Source organism: Pseudoalteromonas sp. J2K-J599, from assembly GCF_059295115.2.
The window spans coordinates 364,164-384,932 of sequence record NZ_CM200272.1 but is presented as its reverse complement, the minus strand read 5'-3'; the positions used below and the strand labels follow the sequence as shown (position 1 = coordinate 384,932).

Annotated in this window: 15 protein-coding genes and 1 pseudogene; 8 read left to right on the top strand and 8 right to left on the bottom strand. The window is 39.6% G+C overall.

Going from position 1 to position 20,769, the window contains the following annotated elements; translation table 11 throughout:
- Nucleotides 1-54 precede the first annotated feature (54 nt).
- The 3 genes from AC5NT5_RS18530 to AC5NT5_RS18520 form a co-directional block, all read right to left on the bottom strand.
- On the bottom strand, nt 55-672 hold the full coding sequence (locus tag AC5NT5_RS18530) for a LysE family translocator (protein ID WP_494513750.1): 618 nt from the start codon (nt 670-672) through the stop codon (nt 55-57).
- Between the two features lie 71 nt (nt 673-743).
- Nucleotides 744-956 carry an alpha/beta hydrolase family protein gene (locus tag AC5NT5_RS18525; RefSeq protein ID WP_494513749.1) on the bottom strand — a complete coding sequence of 71 codons (213 nt, stop codon included), beginning with the start codon at nt 954-956 and terminating at the stop codon, nt 744-746.
- Between the two features lie 62 nt (nt 957-1,018).
- Nucleotides 1,019-3,481: a S9 family peptidase gene (locus tag AC5NT5_RS18520; protein ID WP_494513748.1), complete on the bottom strand. Its 2,463-nt coding sequence runs from the start codon at nt 3,479-3,481 to the stop codon at nt 1,019-1,021.
- 166 nt (nt 3,482-3,647) lie between these two features.
- Here AC5NT5_RS18520 and AC5NT5_RS18515 point away from each other — a divergent pair, with 166 nt between their 5' ends.
- The 3 genes from AC5NT5_RS18515 to AC5NT5_RS18505 all read left to right on the top strand — a co-directional run bounded on the left by AC5NT5_RS18515 (nt 3,648) and on the right by AC5NT5_RS18505 (nt 7,212).
- Complete coding sequence (locus AC5NT5_RS18515; RefSeq protein WP_494513747.1) at nt 3,648-4,643, top strand: LacI family DNA-binding transcriptional regulator; 996 nt, start codon at nt 3,648-3,650, stop codon at nt 4,641-4,643.
- A complete protein-coding gene (locus AC5NT5_RS18510; RefSeq protein ID WP_494513746.1) occupies nt 4,640-5,869 on the top strand; it encodes a glycosyltransferase in 1,230 nt (409 codons plus the stop codon). Before AC5NT5_RS18515 ends, AC5NT5_RS18510 begins: the two co-directional genes overlap by 4 nt.
- Nucleotides 5,870-5,985: 116 nt before the next feature.
- Entirely contained in the window at nt 5,986-7,212 is a 1,227-nt protein-coding gene (locus AC5NT5_RS18505; RefSeq protein WP_002960134.1) for a threonine/serine exporter family protein, read from the top strand.
- 64 nt (nt 7,213-7,276) lie between these two features.
- On the opposite strand, the gene AC5NT5_RS18500 is transcribed toward AC5NT5_RS18505, so the two are convergent.
- Both AC5NT5_RS18500 and poxB read right to left on the bottom strand, forming a co-directional pair.
- The gene (locus AC5NT5_RS18500) at nt 7,277-7,648 is read right to left on the bottom strand and encodes a hypothetical protein (RefSeq protein ID WP_259396304.1); all 372 of its coding nucleotides are present in this window, start codon (nt 7,646-7,648) and stop codon (nt 7,277-7,279) included.
- Nucleotides 7,649-7,908: 260 nt separating this feature from the next.
- Entirely contained in the window at nt 7,909-9,633 is a 1,725-nt protein-coding gene (poxB, locus tag AC5NT5_RS18495) for a ubiquinone-dependent pyruvate dehydrogenase (RefSeq protein ID WP_494513745.1), read from the bottom strand.
- A 321-nt stretch (nt 9,634-9,954) separates the two neighbouring features.
- Between poxB and AC5NT5_RS18490 the strand changes: the two genes are divergently transcribed.
- Entirely contained in the window at nt 9,955-11,610 is a 1,656-nt protein-coding gene (locus AC5NT5_RS18490) for an RluA family pseudouridine synthase (protein ID WP_494513744.1), read from the top strand.
- A 178-nt stretch (nt 11,611-11,788) separates the two neighbouring features.
- Nucleotides 11,789-13,708: a tetratricopeptide repeat-containing diguanylate cyclase gene (locus AC5NT5_RS18485; RefSeq protein WP_494513743.1), complete on the top strand. Its 1,920-nt coding sequence runs from the start codon at nt 11,789-11,791 to the stop codon at nt 13,706-13,708.
- Between the two features lie 36 nt (nt 13,709-13,744).
- Here AC5NT5_RS18485 and AC5NT5_RS18480 read toward each other — a convergent pair.
- Nucleotides 13,745-13,962, bottom strand: a pseudogene (locus AC5NT5_RS18480) (DUF6500 family protein).
- Nucleotides 13,963-13,991: 29 nt separating this feature from the next.
- Nucleotides 13,992-14,246 (bottom strand): hypothetical protein, encoded by a 255-nt coding sequence (locus tag AC5NT5_RS18475; RefSeq protein WP_494513742.1) that lies wholly within the window; start codon nt 14,244-14,246, stop codon nt 13,992-13,994.
- A gap of 644 nt (nt 14,247-14,890) precedes the next feature.
- On the opposite strand from AC5NT5_RS18475, the gene AC5NT5_RS18470 reads away from it, so the two are divergent.
- Nucleotides 14,891-15,316 carry a hemerythrin domain-containing protein gene (locus tag AC5NT5_RS18470; protein WP_182681532.1) on the top strand — a complete coding sequence of 142 codons (426 nt, stop codon included), beginning with the start codon at nt 14,891-14,893 and terminating at the stop codon, nt 15,314-15,316.
- 94 nt (nt 15,317-15,410) lie between these two features.
- Here AC5NT5_RS18470 and AC5NT5_RS18465 read toward each other — a convergent pair whose 3' ends face one another.
- The gene (locus AC5NT5_RS18465) at nt 15,411-15,824 is read right to left on the bottom strand and encodes a hypothetical protein (protein WP_002960120.1); all 414 of its coding nucleotides are present in this window, start codon (nt 15,822-15,824) and stop codon (nt 15,411-15,413) included.
- 418 nt (nt 15,825-16,242) lie between these two features.
- On the opposite strand from AC5NT5_RS18465, the gene AC5NT5_RS18460 reads away from it, so the two are divergent.
- The gene (locus AC5NT5_RS18460) at nt 16,243-18,603 is read left to right on the top strand and encodes a TonB-dependent receptor (protein WP_494513741.1); all 2,361 of its coding nucleotides are present in this window, start codon (nt 16,243-16,245) and stop codon (nt 18,601-18,603) included.
- Nucleotides 18,604-18,613: 10 nt separating this feature from the next.
- Entirely contained in the window at nt 18,614-20,767 is a 2,154-nt protein-coding gene (locus AC5NT5_RS18455) for a dihydrolipoyl dehydrogenase family protein (RefSeq protein WP_494513740.1), read from the top strand.
- The last annotated feature ends 2 nt before the right edge of the window (nt 20,768-20,769 follow it).

Genomic DNA, 20,769 nt, shown 5'->3' with positions numbered 1-20,769 from the left:
AGATGATAAAGTCAACTATAGCAAATTAATTGATAATATCAACTACTTTTTGAACTAACCAAAAATAAGCCAAATTCCAACTAACCCCATTAAGCTACCAGCAATACGGTTCATCCATTTTATATTATCACCACGGCTTAAAAATGAACGTAAGCTTTTACCGCCTGTTGCGTAAGCTAACATACTTAAAAACTCGGTGGTCATTATAACGCCAAGTAATACTAAAAACTGAGGGGCTACAGCATGCTCAACACTTATAAAGGGTGGCAGTAGTGAAATCATAAACGCCCACCCTTTAGGGTTAGCAATTGCGGTTACAAAACCTTGCGTAAATAACGACTTCCTACTTACGTCACTTGGTTTTGAGGTATCGACCGACATTTTTCCTTTGGCTCGCCACATGTTAACGCCAATATAAATTAGGTACGCACCGCCTACCCACTTTAAAATAGCGAACGCTTCAGGGTAATTTAGCATTACGCTTGCAACACCTAATACCGCAGCTATGGCAACACTTGCAACACCTAACAGCTCGCCTATCATCATCCATAATGTGCGGCGCACGCCAATGCTCATACCGAGTGTCATGGCAAGGGTCATACACATACCAGGCGTTATCGACACAAAAAAGAACGTAGGAATAAAAACCGCAAGTGCTGCTACATCAATCATTAATTTACTCTCATATTAAAAGCAAAAACGCGGCTATAAGTAGCCGCGCTGTTACTTACTCATTTTTATTACTATTGCCCAGTACTTACCACTGGTTCGGTAATTACTTTTACTGGCTCTGCTGTATCATTTAACAAATACTTATCTAACCACTGTTCTTGTTCCCACAACACATGTAATAAGCTTTTACGCGCACGGTAACCATGTGCTTCGTAAGGGAGCATTACTAAGCGAGCATCTTTACCTAAACCTTTTAGAGCTGCGTACATGCGCTCACTTTGCATTGGGAAGGTTCCGTGAGATTGAGGGTGGGTCTTCTTGCACCCCACCGCATATGTAAAAGCATCTATTGCCCAGCACTTACCACGGGTTCAGTAATAACCTCTACTGGCTCTGCTGTATCATTTAACAAATACTTATCTAACCACTGTTCTTGTTCCCACAACACATGTAATAAGCTTTTACGCGCACGGTAACCATGTGCTTCATAAGGGAGCATTACTAAGCGAGCGTCTTTACCTAAGCCTTTAAGCGCTGCGTACATGCGCTCACTTTGCATAGGGAAAGTGCCCGAATTAGGGTCTTCTTGACCGTGGATCATTAGCATTGGCTCGTTAATTTTTTCAGCATGGAAAAACGGCGACATATTAGCGTACACACTTTGTGCTTGCCAAAAATCACGCTCTTCTCCTTGAAAACCAAACGGCGTTAATGTGCGGTTATACGCGCCACTGCGGGCAATACCTGTTTTAAATAAATCGCTATGAGCCAATAAGTTAGCAACCATAAATGCACCGTATGAGTGCCCTGCTATGGCTATCTTGTTTTTATCGGCAATACCTTTTTTAACTAATACATCAACAGCTGCTTGCGCACTTGATACTAATTGCTTTCTAAAGTTATCGTTTGGCTCGCTGCCATCAATACCTACAATTGGCATTTTAGGGTCGTCAAACACGGCAATCCCTTTGGCAAGGTAAGGCATTGGGCCCCAATAACCAATATAAGTAAATGCATAAGGCGATTCGCGTACTTGTGATGCTACGGCTTTATCTTTGTATTCAAGTGGATAAGCCCACATAAGTACCGGTAACGGGCCTTGTGTTTTATCGTACCCTGGTGGTAAATAAAGCGTGCCCGAAAGCTCAACACCGTCATCGCGTTTATAACGTAATTGCTCTTTAGTTACGCCTTTAAATGCAGGGTACGGATGCTCAAATGTCGTTAGTTGCGTTAACGTGTCGTTATCTAAATCACGTATAAAAAAGTTAGGTTGCTCAGTTTTAGATTCGCGAATAGTAATAAAGCGCTCACCTTCGTCATCAAGCAGTGCGCGAACACGCTCGTAATACGGCGCTTCTGATTGCCATAAACGCTTGCTGCTATTTGTTTTAACATCGTACCTATCTAAAAACGGCACATTACCTTGCTCTGAAGCACCATTACCGCGCAGGTAAATATAACGCCCGCCTACAATTTTAATTACGTTTGCGCCTAAATCGTTGCGCTCGTAAATTGCATTACCCGGGTCTTTGTACGCATCGTTGTAACTACGCTCTGAAAATAGCACGCGGTTTTTGTCGGCATCTCGTGGTTGTACAACAAAGGTGCGTACTTGGCGATCGCTAAAGCGCCAGTCTGTCAGCATTGCTACGTTTTCGTTGCCCCACTCCATTCCCGCATAACGGCGCTCTACTTTGGCAAATAATTTAGGCTCGCGTTTAAATGGTGCACGTAAGCTGAAAACATAATCATGATGCTCTACGTCGGTTTTCATGTCGCCGCCATCTTGCGCCTCGGCCCAAATAACTTCAGCGCCTTGATCGGCTCGCCATTCAAAATCACGGCGGCCAGTGCGTACACTGTCGTAACCTTGTGGAATATTATCGGCAAGTGGCTGTTTTGCCAGCTCTGCTAATGCATAGCCGCGCATGCCCCATATTTGCCACGTGCTTGCAAAGCGGCTGTAAGGCACTTGATACGAAAACGGCTCATTAATACCGGCAACTAAAATATTGGTAGAATCAGGTGATACCGAAAACGATTTAAATAAAGAAGGGCTACCTATTGCTTGAGTATTGCCATCAAGCGTTATGTAAGCCAATTGCCCTTGGCCGTAAAACTTAAACTGTGATTCATCAAACGGGCTGGTTAATAAATTTTGGTAAGTACGTGCTGGTGCTTTTTCGCCAGTACTTTGTTGAATAACAGGCACTACATTTTGGCTGTTATTTTCAAGCCTTGGTTTACCAAAATTAACAGCAAGATTTGCAATAATGGCGCTGCTATCTGGCAGCCATTTATATGGCGATGCAGTTAGTACCGAATTTAACGCAGCACTAGTTAACTCTTTTGCTTGTTTGGTTTCAACGCTGTAAAGCCATAAGTTGGCTTGGGTTGGTTGCTCAACAACAAAGGCTAAATATTTACTATTAGATGACCATTTAGGTGAGCGGATAATGCCATTAGGTAAGTTGTTAATGCTAATAACCGACCCGCTTTGAACATGCTTTAGCTCCACGGCACTAAATTTGGCACTCACACGAGAGCGCGAAAAATTAGCGGGGTTTAGCTTAATACCAGCAAGCTTAAGCTCTTCTTTTGCAAGTTCATCAAGGGTTACTACACGTTTGCGTTCAAAAAGCGCTAGCCACTGGCCATCGCTCGATAAGTAACTAGTGGGTGCTAACTTAGCGTCAACCAATGCTGCAAGTTCAGGTGATGGGGTTTGATAGCCCTGCTCGGCGTAACTTGTTGGCACCAATACCACACAACAAATAAAGGCAACTAACAGCCTAAAAGCGCTCATGTTTTTATCCTTTTGTTATTTTTTACTCTTATAGGCGTATATAAACACGTTTTGCTTTGTTCATAAAGTATTAAGGTAAGTTAAACACCTCTAAAAGATGACTTAATAGTGCTGATTAAGCTAAACTACAGCGCTATTTATTCATCACTGCGGTACTTAAAATACAATGCATAACAAAGCCAAATCAGTCACCATTTTTGATGTTGCAGAGCGTGCTGGTGTATCAAAATCAACCGTATCGTTGGTACTTACCCAAAGCGATAAAGTGGGCAATAAAAGTAAACAAAAAATACTCAAAGCGATAGATGAGCTAGGATACGTTTATAATCGTGATGCCGCTGCTATGCGCTCAAAACGCTCTAACTTAGTGGCCATAGTCATAAATGATTTAACTAACCCAGCTATGGCACACCTTGCTACCAGCTTACAACTTTTGTTAAACGACAATGGCTTACAAGCCATGATTGTAAGCAGTAATAATAGTCTTGAGCTACAAGCAAACGCAGTTAAAAACTTAAAAGAATACAACGCGGCTGCATTTATTATTTGCCCCGTTGCTAATACTTGCCCCAAATGGCTTGATGCGCTCAGCGCGCAGCACAAAGTAATTACCTTAATGAGTGAAGTGCCCTTTAGCGCAGCGCCATGCGTACTTCCCGATTATAAAAAAGCCAGCCACGTAGCCAGTATGCATATACTCGCACAAGGCGTGACAAACATAGCATTTATAGGCAATGAACTTACTTTAAGTGATTCACAAGCACTGCAAAGTGGCTTTAATACCGCATGCGCGCAGCACAGCATTACACCATTAGCACCCATTGACTGCGCAGTAAACACAGCCCTTAGCGCTAAAAATGCATTTATAGAAGCATATAAACACAACCCCACATTAAACGCAGTGGTGTGTGCAAACGATATTATTGCTCAAGGTGTTATTGCCGCTATTAACTCATTAACTCATCACTCTATAAAAGTAGTGAGTTGCCACCACATTCCTAATAGCGCGGTTATAAATAATCAATTAACCACTGTGGCTATTAGTACAACTGATATAGCTAAGCGGTGCCTTTTAATACTGCAAGAGCTACTACAAAATACAGCCCCGCCAGTAAAAACACTGGTAAATGTAAACTTACAAATTAGAGATTCTAGCCAATGAAAAAAGTGCTGGTAATTGGCTACGTATGGCCAGAGCCAAATTCGTCTGCTGCGGGAACGCACATGATGTCGTTATTAAATGCATTTAGAGCGCAAAACTGGGACGTTGAATTTGCAACGCCCGCGCAGCGCACCGACCACATGGTAAACCTTGACGACTTTGGTATAACCAGCCAAAGCATTGCACTAAACTGCGATAGCTTTGACGAATACGTTAAAGCCTATAACCCAGATATAGTCATGTTTGACCGCTTTATGATGGAAGAACAATTTGGCTGGCGCGTCGATAAATATTGCCCAAATGCCATTAAAATTCTCGATACCGAAGATTTACAATGCCTACGTAATGCACGCCACGAAGCGTTTAAAGGTGAGCGCGAGTTTACAACCAGCGATTTACACTCAGACATAGCAAAACGCGAAATTGCCGCTATTTTACGCTGCGACCTAAGCTTAATTATTTCAAGTTATGAAATGAGCCTACTAAACAGCGTATTTAAAATAGAGCCAAGCTTATTACACCATTTACCATTTATGGTCGATTTAAGCTCATTACCTACAAGTACAAAAACGTTTGAGCAGCGCCAGCACTTTATGACCATAGGTAACTTTAGACACGCACCAAACTGGGATGCTGTACTTTATTTGCAAAAAATATGGCCACTTATTCGAAAGCAACTCCCAAAAGCAGAACTACATATTTATGGCTCTTACCCACCACCAAAAGCCACGGCATTAAATAACCCTAAAACAGGGTTTTTAATAAAAGGCTGGGCCGATAATGCGTTTGATGTAATGCAAAGCGCACGCGTATGTTTAGCACCACTTCGTTTTGGTGCAGGGATTAAAGGTAAATTACTTGAAGCCATGATTATGCAAACACCCAGCGTTACCACTAATATTGGCGCAGAGGGCATGCATAACGATTTACCATGGCCTGGTAAAATAGCCAACACCGCCGACGATTTTGCCAACGCTGCTGTTGAAATGTACACCAATCAAAGTGACTTTGAGCAAGCGCAGCAAGATGGCAACACGCTCCTTAATACGCTTTACGATAAAGCTCAATTGAGCGCGGTGTTAATTAAAAAAATTGATTCAATAAGTAGTGATTTAGAGGCTCATCGCGAAAAAAACTTTACAGGCCAAATGCTCAAACATCATACAATGCGCAGCACTCAATACATGTCGCAATGGATAGCTGAAAAAAATAAAAAATTAGATTAAAAATGACTAGACACACACCAATTAGTGTTTAAAATCGCGCCCATCAAACGTGGGCAGTTTTAGCTGTATTGTCTATATTTTTAGCTTAGTTATCGCAATATTTGGTCCAAAAAGATTTGAAAACTGCAACCTTTACAGAAAAACGCAAATTTATCGTTAAATTGGGTAAAATGCTTCACAAGTATGGTACGCCTGCTTACCGACTAGAAGCCCACCTAATGGAAGTGGCTACATATTTAGGACTTAAATCGTCGTTTGTTATGTCGCCAACTTCGGTAACGTTTGTTATTTGGACTGATGGCCACGAAGACGAGTACACTCATGTTGCTCGTGTAGACCCTGGCGATCACGATTTAGGCTCACTTGCCGACACCGACGACCTTGTAAACCAAATGCTTGACGACAAGCTAACTTTACAAGAAGTTGACGCCCAGCTAGATGCTATCTACGACATGCCAAACCCATACAATAAACTTGTTACGGGCGTTGCCTTTGCAACTTCTGGTGGTGCGTTTGCAATGTTAATGGGTACTAGCTGGACTGATGTTATTTGGTCATCGCTTCTTACTTTAGTTGTTTATTTGTTTGTGCTTTGGTCGGGACGCTCAAAACGCGTAGCCCATATGCTTGAGCCATTAGTGGCCATAATATCAGCAATACTTGCCTGTGCAGTAAGCGTGTATATAACACCTGAAATAAACATACGCTTGGTGGTACTTTCGGCCATTATTGTATTTATACCAGGTTTAGCACTTGCGCTTGGCTTAGCAGAGCTTGCAGCGCGGCATTTAGTGTCGGGTACAGCAAGAGTCATGGACTCGTTTATGCTGTTATTTAAACTTTATTTTGGCGGTTTTATAGGCATAGGTATTGGCTTTGCACTCTTTGGGCAAGCTGACTTTGTACAACCTGAACCATTACCAAAGTGGACCGCATGGCTGGCTATATTTTTACTTTGTAGCAGCTTAATCGTTATTTTTAGAACCAAACTTAAGCACGCTGTTTGGTCTATTGCATCAGGGTTTATAGCCTATGGCACCAGTATTGGCTCGGCTATGTACCTTGATTACACGTTAGGTACGTTTGTAGGTGCTTTATCGGTGGGTATATTTAGTAACTTGTTTAACCGCGTTGCTAATGCGCCAGCCTCTATTGTGGCCATGCAAGGCTTAATTGTATTAGTACCAGGTAGCAAAACCTATATTGGCTTAAACTCACTCATTGAAGGCCAAGACTTTATATACGCAGAGCATATAGGCCAGCAAACGTTTTTAATATTTATGTCACTTGTTGCAGGGCTAATATTTGCAAACGTAGCTCTTCCGCCTAAAAAGAGTTTGTAAGTGATACTGAGCGCTCGCTTTACTTTAATTGAGTAAAGCGAGTAAAACGTTAAACTAAAAACAACTACCAAGTAGCAATTGAGGCCAATGCTAAGTGTTTTAGCTCATTACATTGCACTTGAGTCAAACTCAAAAACCTCATAGTAATCAAAAAAACTAGCCAAGGTAGGGTAAGCGCTGTTTCTTGATCCCAGCAAATTGTTACTGTTTGCGAATCATTTACTAAGCCCTTTAACCATTGGCGTGTTAACTCACTCCCTTGTGTGGAGTCGAATCTTTTTGCTCCGACCGGAAAGTTAATAGGTGTAGTAGCAATTAATGCTCTTGCTTGATCTTCGTTCAACGGAATAAGTTTATTTAGTGTATCTTTAGAAAAATCACCATAGGATGAGCTAATCCAGCACCATGCTAAAGAAAAGTCTTCAATTTTAATCAACGCTCTATACCTACTTTTATAAACACGTAATTGACCTTATAGGTTATTACTATTACCTACTCTATACAAACTTCATGTTATTTTACTTTTAGTTCAACAAGTTACAAGAGATCACTATGGTTTATTAATATTTAAGAAAGTATGTCAGACGTTTTTTACATTACGTGAAAGGTATACATTTTCAATAAGCAAATAATAGAGGACATTATTGCTTTATACTTCCCTATTGAGCAAAAGTACTCAATAGGGAAGTAACTCACTTAGCGTGACCAGTTAGTTTTGGCAAGCTCTACAATCTCGTTTCCTTTGCCATTTATTAACGCCTTCATCATGTAAACACTAAAGCCTTTTGCTTGCTCTAATTTGATTTGCGGTGGCATTGAAAGCTCTTGTTTTGCAGTATCGACTTCTAAAACAACAGGTCCTGAGTGGTTCATCATCTCGTTCATTGCCGATGGTAATTTTTCAGGGTCATCCACATGAATCCCTTTTAAGCCGCAGGCCTGTGCAATGTTAGCAAAACTTGGGTTTTCTAAATCGGTATCGCTTGATAAAAACCCACTGGCTTTCATTTCCATAGCCACAAAACTAAGTGAGCGATTATTATAAACAACAATCTTTATTGGTAAATTAAGCTGCTTAAGTGAGATTAAATCCCCCATTAACATCGAAAAGCCACCATCACCACACATTGCAATGACTTGGCGGTCTCTATCAACAGATTGAACCCCCATTGCCTGCGACATCGCATTTGCCATAGAGCCATGATTAAACGAGCCAATTAAGCGACGCTTACCATTCATTGATAAATAACGCGCAGCCCACACTGTTGGCGTACCTACATCACAAGTAAAAACAGCATCGTCAGCTGCTTGCTCGTTGAGTAAACGCGTTAAGTATTGCGGGTGAATTAAATTTTGCGAGGTTTTACCACTGGCAAGTTCATCGAGATCTTGTCGAGACTCTTTGTAGTTTTTAACACATTTTTGTAAGTGCGAACTGCTCCGTTCACCTTTAATATAATCAAGCAGTGTGGTCACTGAATTTTTAGTATCCCCTAATACGCCACAATCAATTTGAACGTGTCGCCCGAGTGACGCAGCCTGATTATCAATTTGCAATATGGTGGTATTTTCAGGATAAAAAGCACGATAAGGAAAACTAGTACCAATCATTAATAACGTATCGGCTTCTTGCATTGCATGATAGCCCGATGCAAAGCCAATAAATCCGGTCATACCAACATCATAAGGATTATCGTATTCAATAAATTCTTTACCGCGCATGGCATGCACTATCGGTGCTTGTAATTTTTCGGCTAACGCAACAATTTCGTCGTGGGCATCCTTACAACCAGCACCACACAATAAGGTTACTTTTTTACTTTTATTAAGATGAGTCGCCATTGCTTCAATATCAGATAAAGCGGGGGTATACGTTGCTGGCTTTGGCACGTTCCATTTTGGTTTGATAGCTTTAGGCATATCTTTTAATGCAATATCACCAGGTAGCACAAGTACACTCACGCCTTTGTTTAATATTGCTTGTCGCATTGCGGTTTCTAGCAGGTATGGCATTTGCTCAGGGCTCGACACCATTTCACAATACACACTGCATTCTTTAAATAATTCTTGCGGATGGGTTTCTTGAAAATAACTACTGCCAATTTCAGATGAAGGAATGTGTGCGGCAATTGCTAATACTGGTACATTATTGCGCTGACAATCAAATAAGCCATTAATTAAATGAAGATTACCTGGCCCGCAAGAACCCACACACACCGCAAGCTCGCCTGATAAATGGGCTTCGCCACCAGCTGCAAATGCGGCAACTTCTTCATGTCGCGTACCTAACCATTCAATTGTTCCCATTTTTCGCAGACTTTCACTAATGCCGTTAAGTGAATCGCCAGTTACTCCCCAAATACGTTTTACGCCAGCTTGTTTAAGGGTTTTAGTGATAAAACTTGCGATATTTTGACTCATAATATAGAACTCCTAAATATTCAGTTATTCTATAAATTGATTTTTCGTCTCTGATCTATCAGGTAAGTCATCGTTTCGAAATGCGCTCAATTATTGAGAATCGATAAGCTTAAATATTTTGATAATGATAGTTATATTACTACTGAGACTTTACTAACAAACGATACTCCTAGGTTTGCTGCGACCCCATACTGATACATAAAACATGAATGTCCGCTTTAAAGTGTTTATGAATATGCGGGTGCGAGATTTTTAGTGGCTTAACTATGAATATGTTATTATGCGCTCAATTATTTTACTGAATGCTTTTCTCATACTTCTATGTCAAATTCTGCTTCTTGCTTTACATTATTTTCTCAAAATATTGATGCTCTCGCGCTTCCTGAAAAGTTTACTTTCCCTTTTTATTACGAGCCGCAACCATTAGCTGTAGCAGCCACTAAACAATTACAGCAACAACTTGAAACGTTAGCGCATTTAAAAGCAGAAAATGCAGGTAAAATGTTTGGGGTTTTAGTGGTGCAAAATGCTAAGCAACAATTAGGCTTTTTAAGCGCTTATTCGGGGCAAATTGAAGGTGATAAAGCCAATATTAACTTTGTACCGCCAGTTTCTAGCATGCAGCTGCAGGACGATAGCTATTTGGCTCAAAGTAAAATAATTAACGATATTAATGCTCAAATTGAGCAGTTAGAAAATAGCGAACAACTGCATGAAGTTAATAGCAAACTTGAGGATGCAACACAAAGCTACCAGCAAGCACTATTAGCCCAACAGGCAGTAATGCAAGCCGGTCGCCAGCAACGTAAAATACAACGTACCGAAGGCGAATTAGAGCTTAGCGAAAGTGATTTTGAGCAGTTAAAAAATAAGCTTGCAGGGCAAAGTATCGTAGAAAAAAAGCAACTGCTGGCACTTAAAGCCTATTGGCAAAATATAATCGAGTCACTGCAGCAAACACACATCAATATTTCTGATGAAATTGCTCATTTAAAAAAGCGCCGTAAAACGCTTTCTAAAAGTTTACAAAAAAAGTTATTTGCTCAGTACCAGTTTTTAAATGCAAATGGTGAAACTACAGACTTAAATGCCATATTCGCAGCATTACCTGAGCACACTCCTCCTTCGGGTGCTGGCGATTGTGCAGCGCCTAAGTTATTACAATACGCCTATAAACATGACTTAAAGCCACTTGCTATGGCTGAGTTTTGGTGGGGAGCAGCACCTAAATCAGCAATTAGGCAGCATAAGAATTACTACCCTTCTTGTTACAGTAAATGCCAACCAATACTTGGGCATATGCTAAAGGGTTTAGATGTTGAAGATAACCCGCTACTTATCAACCCAGCTCAGGGTAAAAATTTAAGTATTGTTTATAAAGATGACGACTTACTTGTGGTAAATAAGCCCGCTGAGTTTTTATCGGTACCTGGCGTTAATATTGATGACTCAGTTTATATGCGAATCAAAACGCAGTTTCCAGAGGCATCAGGGCCACTAATTGTACACAGATTAGATATGTCGACTTCTGGGTTATTGATGATTGCACTTAATAAACGCGTGCACAAAGCACTGCAAAAGCAGTTTATTGAACGCACCATAGATAAACGTTATGTAGCATTAGTTAATGGTAACGTAGCTGAGGATAGCGGAGTAATTGATTTGCCCTTAGTGCTCGACTTTGATGATAAACCGCGCCAAATGGTGTGTTACACACACGGTAAGCCATCACTTACTACCTGGCAGGTTTTAGAGCGTAACAACAATATTACCCGATTACAGTTATACCCTAAAACAGGGCGAACTCATCAATTAAGAGTGCATTGTGCGCACAGCTTAGGTTTAAACATGCCAATTATAGGCGACACACATTACGGGCAAAAAGCCGAACGATTACATTTACATGCAGAATACTTAGCATTTACTCACCCTATTACGCTCGAGCGATTAGAGTTTGAAGTAGCCGCTGATTTTTAATAAAACACATAACTACAGCGACTATATTATACAATGAGTTTGTTTTTATTAATTAAATTGATATTGTTTGTGGTCTTATTTTTTCAATGAGAAGTATAAAAAAGCTGTTCAAACCCAAGTTTATTAAACACTGTGAATAAGTATTTCAATAATAAAAATAAATCAGCAAAGGATTAACATGGCTAACAATACACAAATAAAGATTTTAGGTAATACTTTATGGGCAAAGTATATTGTTCTCCTTTTATTTTTACTTTTTAGTAAACTTGGCTCTGCTAACGGCGATTCATTAAATGCAACTTCACATGCGCTAGACTTTGACACGACTCAAACTCTCATCAATAGCATAAAACTAAATGAATTAGACTATCTTCAAAATGAAGACAAACTCACTCAAGTGTTTAAAATAAGCAAAGATCAAAATTGGGAAAAACTTCATTTAGAAGCGGCCGCTTTGTACGCGGAGTTACTTTTTAGACAAGAAAAATACGCAGCGTTAAATACTCACTTATCCTATTACTTAAAGAACAAAGAGTTACCAAACCAAAAAAGTGTATATTTATTATTTCTCGAATCACAACTCAAGTCTCTAGCGAGGGATGCAAACCCAGCTCCAGCACACACGCTAGCCACAAAATTAGAAGAGAGCTTGCAACAGCATTCATCTAAAGAAAAAATTATTATTTTACGAGCACTTGCTTACTATTACACAGATACAGACGCATTGAAAAAGACCCTAAATGTTGCACTAGAGGGGCTAGAGTTAGCATTAAAAGATGACGACTCAGCATCTCAGGGATACTTTTTTAGAAAAATAGCCGATGCATATAATTATCTAAACGAAAAAGACAAAGCCATATATTATGCAAAAAAAGCGGTTGCAGCATATGAGCAAACACAAGACGGGCTTTTTACTGCAAAAGCATATTGGAGTTTAGGCAATATATTGCTCGAGATAAAAAAACCTAAAGATGCCTTAATATACCTAGACAAAGCATTGCTCTATTTTAAAAAAGCTAATATGCAAAAAGGCTTAACCTTTGCCCAATACTCAATTGCTAGCATTGAGTACTTACAAGAAAATTACGATAAAGCTTTAACTTTAACTAAAGAGAACATTGAGCTTGCTCGTTCTGCAGGTGTACACGACATGCAACTCGCATCGCTCATTTTGTTAGCTGACATATATATAAAACTAGATTTACTTGATCAAGCAAATGAAGCAAACAATGAGGTATTTTTAAACTTAGATAAATTCAGCCGCAGTATTTATAAAGCCGATTTTTTAAGTAAACGCTATGAGCTAAAGCGACGCCTTAACTACACTAACGAGGCTTTTGAAGCAATTGAACAAAAGCTCCTTTATACAAAAAAACACTACGAAGCTACCAGTGAAAGTAATATAAAAACACTACAGGTACAGTTTGAAGTAAAAGAAAAAGAAGAAAAAATACAGCAACTAGAGTACGCAAAAGACATTAGTGAACTACAAGCTAAAGAAGAGTACCAACAAAAAATAATTTGGCGACTTAGCGCTGCTATAGCGTTTATTTTAGTGATTGCTTCATTATTTTTATTTTATCGGCAAGCTCGACAACGTCAAAAATATCACGATATTTCATTAACAGATTATCTAACAAATAGCCCTAATCGCAGAGGAATAATGCGCGCCGCAGAAGCAAAGCTTGATGAAGGTAAAATGACGATAGCAATTGTTGACTTAGACTACTTTAAAAAAGTTAACGACCAATTTGGTCACGATGTTGGAGATTTAGTTCTTATTTCCTTTGCAAAGGCTGCAAAAGAAACACTAAGTGGTGATCATCAGTTTGGCCGCTACGGCGGCGAAGAATGGTTGTTTGCACTAAATTCGGTTGACGAACTAGCTATTCGAGATATCTTTGACCAGCTCGCCACTAGGTTTACCGAGCATTGTAGTAACATAAAAGACCTTCCTAGTGATACAAAAATCACTTTTAGTGTGGGAGCCTCTGTAAGTAGCCCCTTAAAAAGCACACTAGATGTTCTTATTAAGCATGCAGATAAATTACTTTATAAAGCAAAAGAAAACGGAAGAAACCAAGTCGTTGTCGATTAGATAAATACAGCTAAAAGTACTTGCTCAGTTAATTGACTAAAGTCCATCTAAAACCATCTGTTTAATTTTATGTGCTTTTACAAAATGATCTAATTTATGGGTGTGTATCCACCAAGTAGCAGCTTCCATAAGTAGCTCTGGGTCGTCGTTTTTATTAGCAAAAAATGCATAAAAAGAAAGTCCTACATTTTCGCCTTTAGCTGCTATTTTTTATCGCACACGGTAATTATTTTTGCTCTTAGTTCTTCCCTCATACATACCTTATTTAATTATATTTTTACTATTACAATACGCCATTTAAAAAGCTAACAATTAGCTGCAAAAGGCTTCTATCAACCAAGCCATGATTCTCAAGCTCTTTATTAGGCGTATTTACTTTTGCAGCTTTGCATTCATTATCTAATGTCTCATTTTTACGTGTATCGGTTTCGTATGCAATATCTGCTTGTTCCATACATTTTGCCGAGCCTGCGTAAGGCTTTGCCGCACAAGCGCTCAGTAATAAAAAAAGTGGAATTGCTATCAATAATTGCTTCATAACTAATCCTATTTTTGCGCAACTTATTTACTTTAAATTACAGCTGCAAGTTAGCCTATTTACTTTTCTACCACCATTACAAAAGATTCAAAAAAGAACGTACCGATGGCATCAAAAAAAGTGTCATTTTTTTTCATCCTTTTTAATTTGTTCGCTAATGCATTGATTATAAACCTGTCAGCTTGTTTGAGCGCCATTTCGATCAACCATTTCGGCCTCTTCAATGCATAAGTTAGGGTCAGAACGCGGGGCTGCACTACATGCACTCAGTAAAGCGCACAGCAATAATGGGCGATGGGGCTTTTTCTGTTCATCCTTAAACTATCCTATTAAGTTAACGTGCTACCTGCATTTATGTGTGAGGGTAATATATAGGTTGTACCTAAATAACACTGATACTTTATCACTGCTATAAAATAAACAACCAGTAAATATTTGTAAGGTTCTGTAGGAATTTATACTCCCTTTAAAATTGAACTGCGCGAAAGCCTGAAATTATTGCATTCATATCACTGTAAAATTTACAGTGATCGCAGCCAAAGAATAAAAAATTAAATTAAATTTATTAAAATACAATAACTTAATATTTGGCATTTAGTTTGCTAGTTAATGATATAAGCAAATAAATTGTAAAAGGACTAGTTATGAATATTTTTGAAGCACTACGTCACGACCATGATAAACAACGAAAATTAGTAGATGCGCTTATTCAAACACACGGCGACACAGAGCAGCGCCACAAGCTAATGGATGAGCTAAAAACAGAACTAGAACAACACGCAAAATTTGAAGAACGTTACTTTTATAACCCACTTATGTTTGATGACTTAACTCATGAAAAAGCGCGCCACAGCGTAGCTGAACATCACGAAATTGATGAATTAATTGAACAACTTGAAGATACCGAAATGAGCTCGTCTGCATGGTTAGTTGCAGCTAAAAAGCTACACCATTTGGTACATCATCATTTAAGTGAAGAAGAACACGAAGTGTTTCAATTAGCGGGTAAAGCACTTACCGAAGGGCAAAAAGAGAGCCTTGCTGAGCAATACAACGACGCTATGCATTAGTTGCATAACATGCAAACCGACTTCCACACACTCCCTGTGTACTTATTGGTTATAAGCCTTATGGCTTATAACCAATTTTTTTGCATGTACTTTATTACTTTACAGTAAATTTCACATCTTGGTCGCGTAATAAGTAAAGTGCAAAACACGCAGCCCACATTGGCCATGCAGTAAAGAATAATAAGTTATTAAAGCCATCTATGTACTGGTTGTAAGAAGAAAGCGTAGATAAGCCATGCATTACAAAAATGATACCGTACGTTATACGCTTTTTAATACCTGCTAAAAATGCTAAAACAAGCACTAACTGCACCGCACCAATAATGTAAGCCACTATATCTGTAGAGCCACTAATACCGTAAAAATGTTCAAAAATACGTGCGCTATGCCCAGGATTAACAAACTTATCGAATGTCCACATAACCATTACAATAAACACGCCTAAACGCAAAGATAAAAGTGACCACTGCAAACGGTTTTGCACATCAGAATTCATTGAACCTGTCATAAAATTTCCTTAAATGAATATTAATAAACGTAGAAGTAACCTAGACCGTATAAGTTATTCTTTATTTCAAAAATTTTTAATTAAATTCATTAGTTAAGCCATGCAGTACTAAAAGTGAAGCTTATTTAAGTAATTTAAAAAATGCTGCATAAAAGTTAACTCTTTTAAAATGTTAGCAGGTTGAAAGTAGTCTATAATTAAAAATTCTATTAAAAGCATATATTTACATTCACTCTAGTACAATCGCCCTATTAATATTTTATCAACTAATAAAACAATACTACTTAATCATCATCTTTATAATGCATCTGTTTTGTTATGTTCTAAAAAACAAAAAGAATCAAAATTTTACTGAAAGTTATTTTTAATCCTTTCGGTCTTTATCGCCAACAACATTTTAACCTTAGAGAGAAAACGTTTGAAACACGCATATTTAGCACTTTCCCTAGCCACCATATTAAATACACCACTTAATGCTTTTGCAGCCGAAGAATCAAAATCACCAAAAGAAGGCGCAATTGAGCGTATTGAGGTGGCAGGCCAAGTTATTAAATCTCAAGGTCTTTCGGTTAAAAATGCCACTGTAGACGGCCCTTTTGGCGACAACTTAGCTCTACGAGATATAGCCCGTTCAGTAACACCAATTTCAAGCGAGTTAATAGAACAGCTCAATATTACGACTTTACAAGACGTACTTGCAGTAAGCCCTAATACCTATTCAGCCAGTGGTTTTGGGGCACCAAGCTTACCTACTATTCGTGGGCAATTAGGTGAGCTTTTTCAAGATGGCACACGCCGCCAAGCCGGTAATAACGGCTTTGGTGTGCCCTTATCGTTCAACTCTATAGAACAGATAGATGTGGTAAAAGGAGCGCCGCCGGTATTATTTGGCTCAAGCCAACGCAACGGTGGTTTTGTAAACTTACATTCTAAAAAAGCATCAACTGACGACAGTAAAGGCAAAGCAACGGTATCTGCAGGTCGATGGGATCAGTACAGTGTTTTAGTGGATTACAGTGCACCCATTGTAAAAGACAAAGTAGGTTTTAGAGTAAGCGCTGAACACATTGATAACGGCAGTTACTACGACTTTTCGGGCACGAAAAGCGACAGCTTATTTGCAGCACTTAGGGTGTTACCTGATGACAAGAGCAGCTGGGATATTAACTTTGAGTTATACCAAGTTGAATTTACCGATAACGCAGGTATTAACCGCCCTACTCAAGCGCTAATAGATAATGGCCTTTATATTACCGGCCAAGGCGTGCAAGTAAATGGCAGCACAGTTCCAGCGGCAGGTTCTATTGTTTCACCTACTGGGCAAGTAAAAATAGACCGTAGTACAGTACTTACCGACCCTGACAATCAAAACGAAGCCACTACTTATTTACTACACAGTATTTATAAGCGTGAACTTTCAAACAACGCATCAATAAAAAACATTACGTATTTTCAGCACTTACAACGCGAAGAAATTGCACAAAATAGCTTTGTTGAAATTATAGATGGTGCCGATACCGCGCAAAACCGTACCGAATTGACCTACCAATGGAGCAACGAGCAGCAAACAATTTTTGCTTTTGATGTGCGTTACAACCGCGTACTAGGCTACAGCCAATTTACAACAGAAGCCGACTTACCTATTGATTTAACTGGCCCAATTTCAAATCGCCGCATTCCTTTAACTGATGCACAACAAGCGCGTTTAATTGAAATTAGTCCAGGTGTATTTGTATCCCCTGGTGGTCAGTACGATATTAGTAACGATGGCAGCGGCGACTTTAACTTATCAGACACTACCGATTCGCGCTCATGGCAAACGGGTTTTGCTATTCAACAAGATTCAGATTGGACAGATAAGTTTCATACAAGTGTTGGCTACCGCATAGATTTTTATGACGTAGACGCGCACGACCCAATAGCACCAGAGGGTGAAATTGCAGCGAGCGATAGCATTAACGATAAGCTACATTCGGGGCAAGTAAGCTTTAACTACCGATTAAATGGTGATTACACCACTTATGGTGCAGCAAGTTACAACGAAGCCACATCAAATAGTATGGCTGGCGGTACGTCTCTTGGTGGTGATAACACGATTAGCGCGCAAAACTTTTCAACCGAAAATACCTTAGTTGAATTCGGTTTAAAATACGCACCAACCGACAGTGATTGGTACGCCGATGGTGCAGTGTTTAGCCAACGTCGTAGTTTACGTAATCGTGATGGTAGTAATACCGGCATTCGTACTACCGGCTTTGAAAGCCAAGTATTTTATGATGCTTACCCTTATTGGCTAAGTGCTGGCTACAGCTATATTGATGCTCGCTACGATAACTCTGCAAGTAGCCAAGACTCAGCGCAAGTAGCAGATGCATTTGACAACTCACGTCCAGATATTATTGCAGGTACCAGTGTTGGCGCACCTAGCTTTACCGCGTTTGCACCTTCAAACCGCCAAGTTCAGGGCATCCCCGAGCAATCTTTCAGCTTTAACGGAAATTATTCAATTAATTCGAAATGGCAAACGGGTTTTTCAGGTCTATATACAAAGAGTTACCCATTAGACTTTTTGGCGACAGTAAAAATTCGTGATCAGTACACCCTAAACGTAAATACTAGCTATGCTTTTACGCCTAATACCAAGTTACGATTGGATGTGAACAACGTGACGAATCAAAAAAACTGGCGCCCAGTATTTGAAGGCGGTTACTTTGGTGCAACTTTAGCTTTTCCTGAGTTGCCAATTAACGCCAAGTTAACCCTTACGCATAGTTTTTAAGAGAGAGAACATGATTAAAAAAATATTTCTATTATTGATTGCAGCGGCCGCCGTCGGTCTGTTCTTTCATTTTGACTTACACCAACTACTTACGCTTGATGGCTTAAAAGGATCGATGGATCAGTTTAACCAATACAAAGAGCAGACACCGTTACTCGTTATTGGTGGGTTCTTTTTACTATACGTAGTAGTAACTGCTCTCTCTTTACCAGGCGCCGCTATTTTAACACTTGCCGCAGGTGCATTGTTTGGCTTAGTTGAAGGCTTATTGGTTGCATCTTTTGCCTCAACTATTGGCGCAACACTTGCCTTTTTAGTATCGCGTTACTTACTACGTGACACTATTAAACAACGTTTTCCTGAGCGATTAGCCGCCATTGATGCAGGCGTTGAAAAAGAAGGTGGATTTTACTTATTTACGCTTAGATTAGTACCGGTGTTTCCGTTCTTTTTAATCAACTTACTAATGGGTGTTACTTCAATAAAGTCTTGGACTTACTACTGGGTAAGCCAAGCAGGTATGCTCGCCGGTACATTTGTATTTGTTAACGCAGGTACACAACTGGCGCAAATAGAGAGCTTATCTGGAATTTTATCATTCAACTTAATCTTATCATTCGCTTTATTAGGTATATTCCCATTCATTGCAAAAGGAATCTTAAACGTGTTTAAAAAGCGTCGCGTATACAAAAACTACACTAAGCCTAAAAAATTCGACCGTAACATGATTGTTATTGGCGCAGGCGCAGGTGGTTTGGTAACAAGTTATATAGCCGCTGCTGTTAAAGCAAAAGTAACCCTTATTGAAGCGGGCGAAATGGGCGGTGACTGTTTAAACTATGGTTGTGTTCCAAGTAAAGCAGTCATTAAAAGCGCTAAAATTGCAGAACAAATTCGCCATGGTGAAAACTACGGCCTAGAAAATGCGACACCGCAGTTTTCGTTCAAAAAAGTAATGGCACGTGTACATAAAGTTATTGCCGATGTAGCACCGCACGACAGCGTTGAGCGTTACACCAACCTAGGCGTAGATGTTGTAAAAGGTTACGGTAAATTAATAGACCCGTGGACTGTAGAAATTAAACTTAACGACGGTGGCACGCAAACACTCACGGCACGCACCATTGTTATTGCAACTGGCGCACGCCCATTTGTACCGCCACTACCTGGTATTGAAGAAACAGGCTATGTAACAAGCGATACATTGTGGAATAAATTTGCAGAGCTAGACGAAGCACCTAAAAAACTTGTAGTACTTGGTGGTGGTCCAATTGGTAGCGAATTAGCACAAAGCTTTGCACGTTTAGGTTCAAGTGTTACGCAAATTGAAATGGCGGAGCGCATCATGATCAAAGAAGATCTTGAAGTGTCTACTTTTGCTCACGAAGCGTTAACCGAAAGTGGCGTTAATATTTTAACATCGCACCAAGCACTTCGCTGTGAAGCTCGCGATGGTAAAAAATATATTGTTGTTAAAAATAACGACAAAGAAATAGATATTGAATACGACGAGCTATTATGTGCCGTTGGTAGAAGTGCACGCCTTAAAGGTTACGGTCTTGAAGAGCTAGGCATTGAAACAAACCGCACAGTAGTAACTAACGAATATCTAGAAACACTGTACCCTAATATTTTTGCAGCTGGCGATATTGTAGGTCCATACCAATTTACACATGTGGCAGCCCATCAGGGTTGGTACGCTGCGGTAAATGGCTTATTTGGTCACCTTAAAAAGTTTAAAGTAGATTACCGTGTTATTCCGTGGACTACGTTTATTGACCCAGAAGTAGCACGTGTTGGTTTAAACGAGCAAGACGCAAAAGACAAAGGCATAGATTACGAAATTACTCGCTTTGAATTTGAAGAGCTAGACCGTGCAATTACCGACAGCGCCACTAAAGGCTTTATTAAAGTAATTACACCAAAAGGCAAAGACAAAATATTGGGTGTTACTGTAGTATCTGAACACGCTGGCGATTTAATTGCTGAGTTTGTACTGGCAATGAAACACGGTTTAGGCCTTAACAAAATACTCGGTACTATACACAGCTACCCTACTTGGGCTGAAGGTAACAAATACGCAGCAGGTGAGTGGAAACGCGCTCATGCACCTGAAAAAGTGCTTAACTTGCTTGAAAAATACCACACTTGGCGTCGAGGTTAATT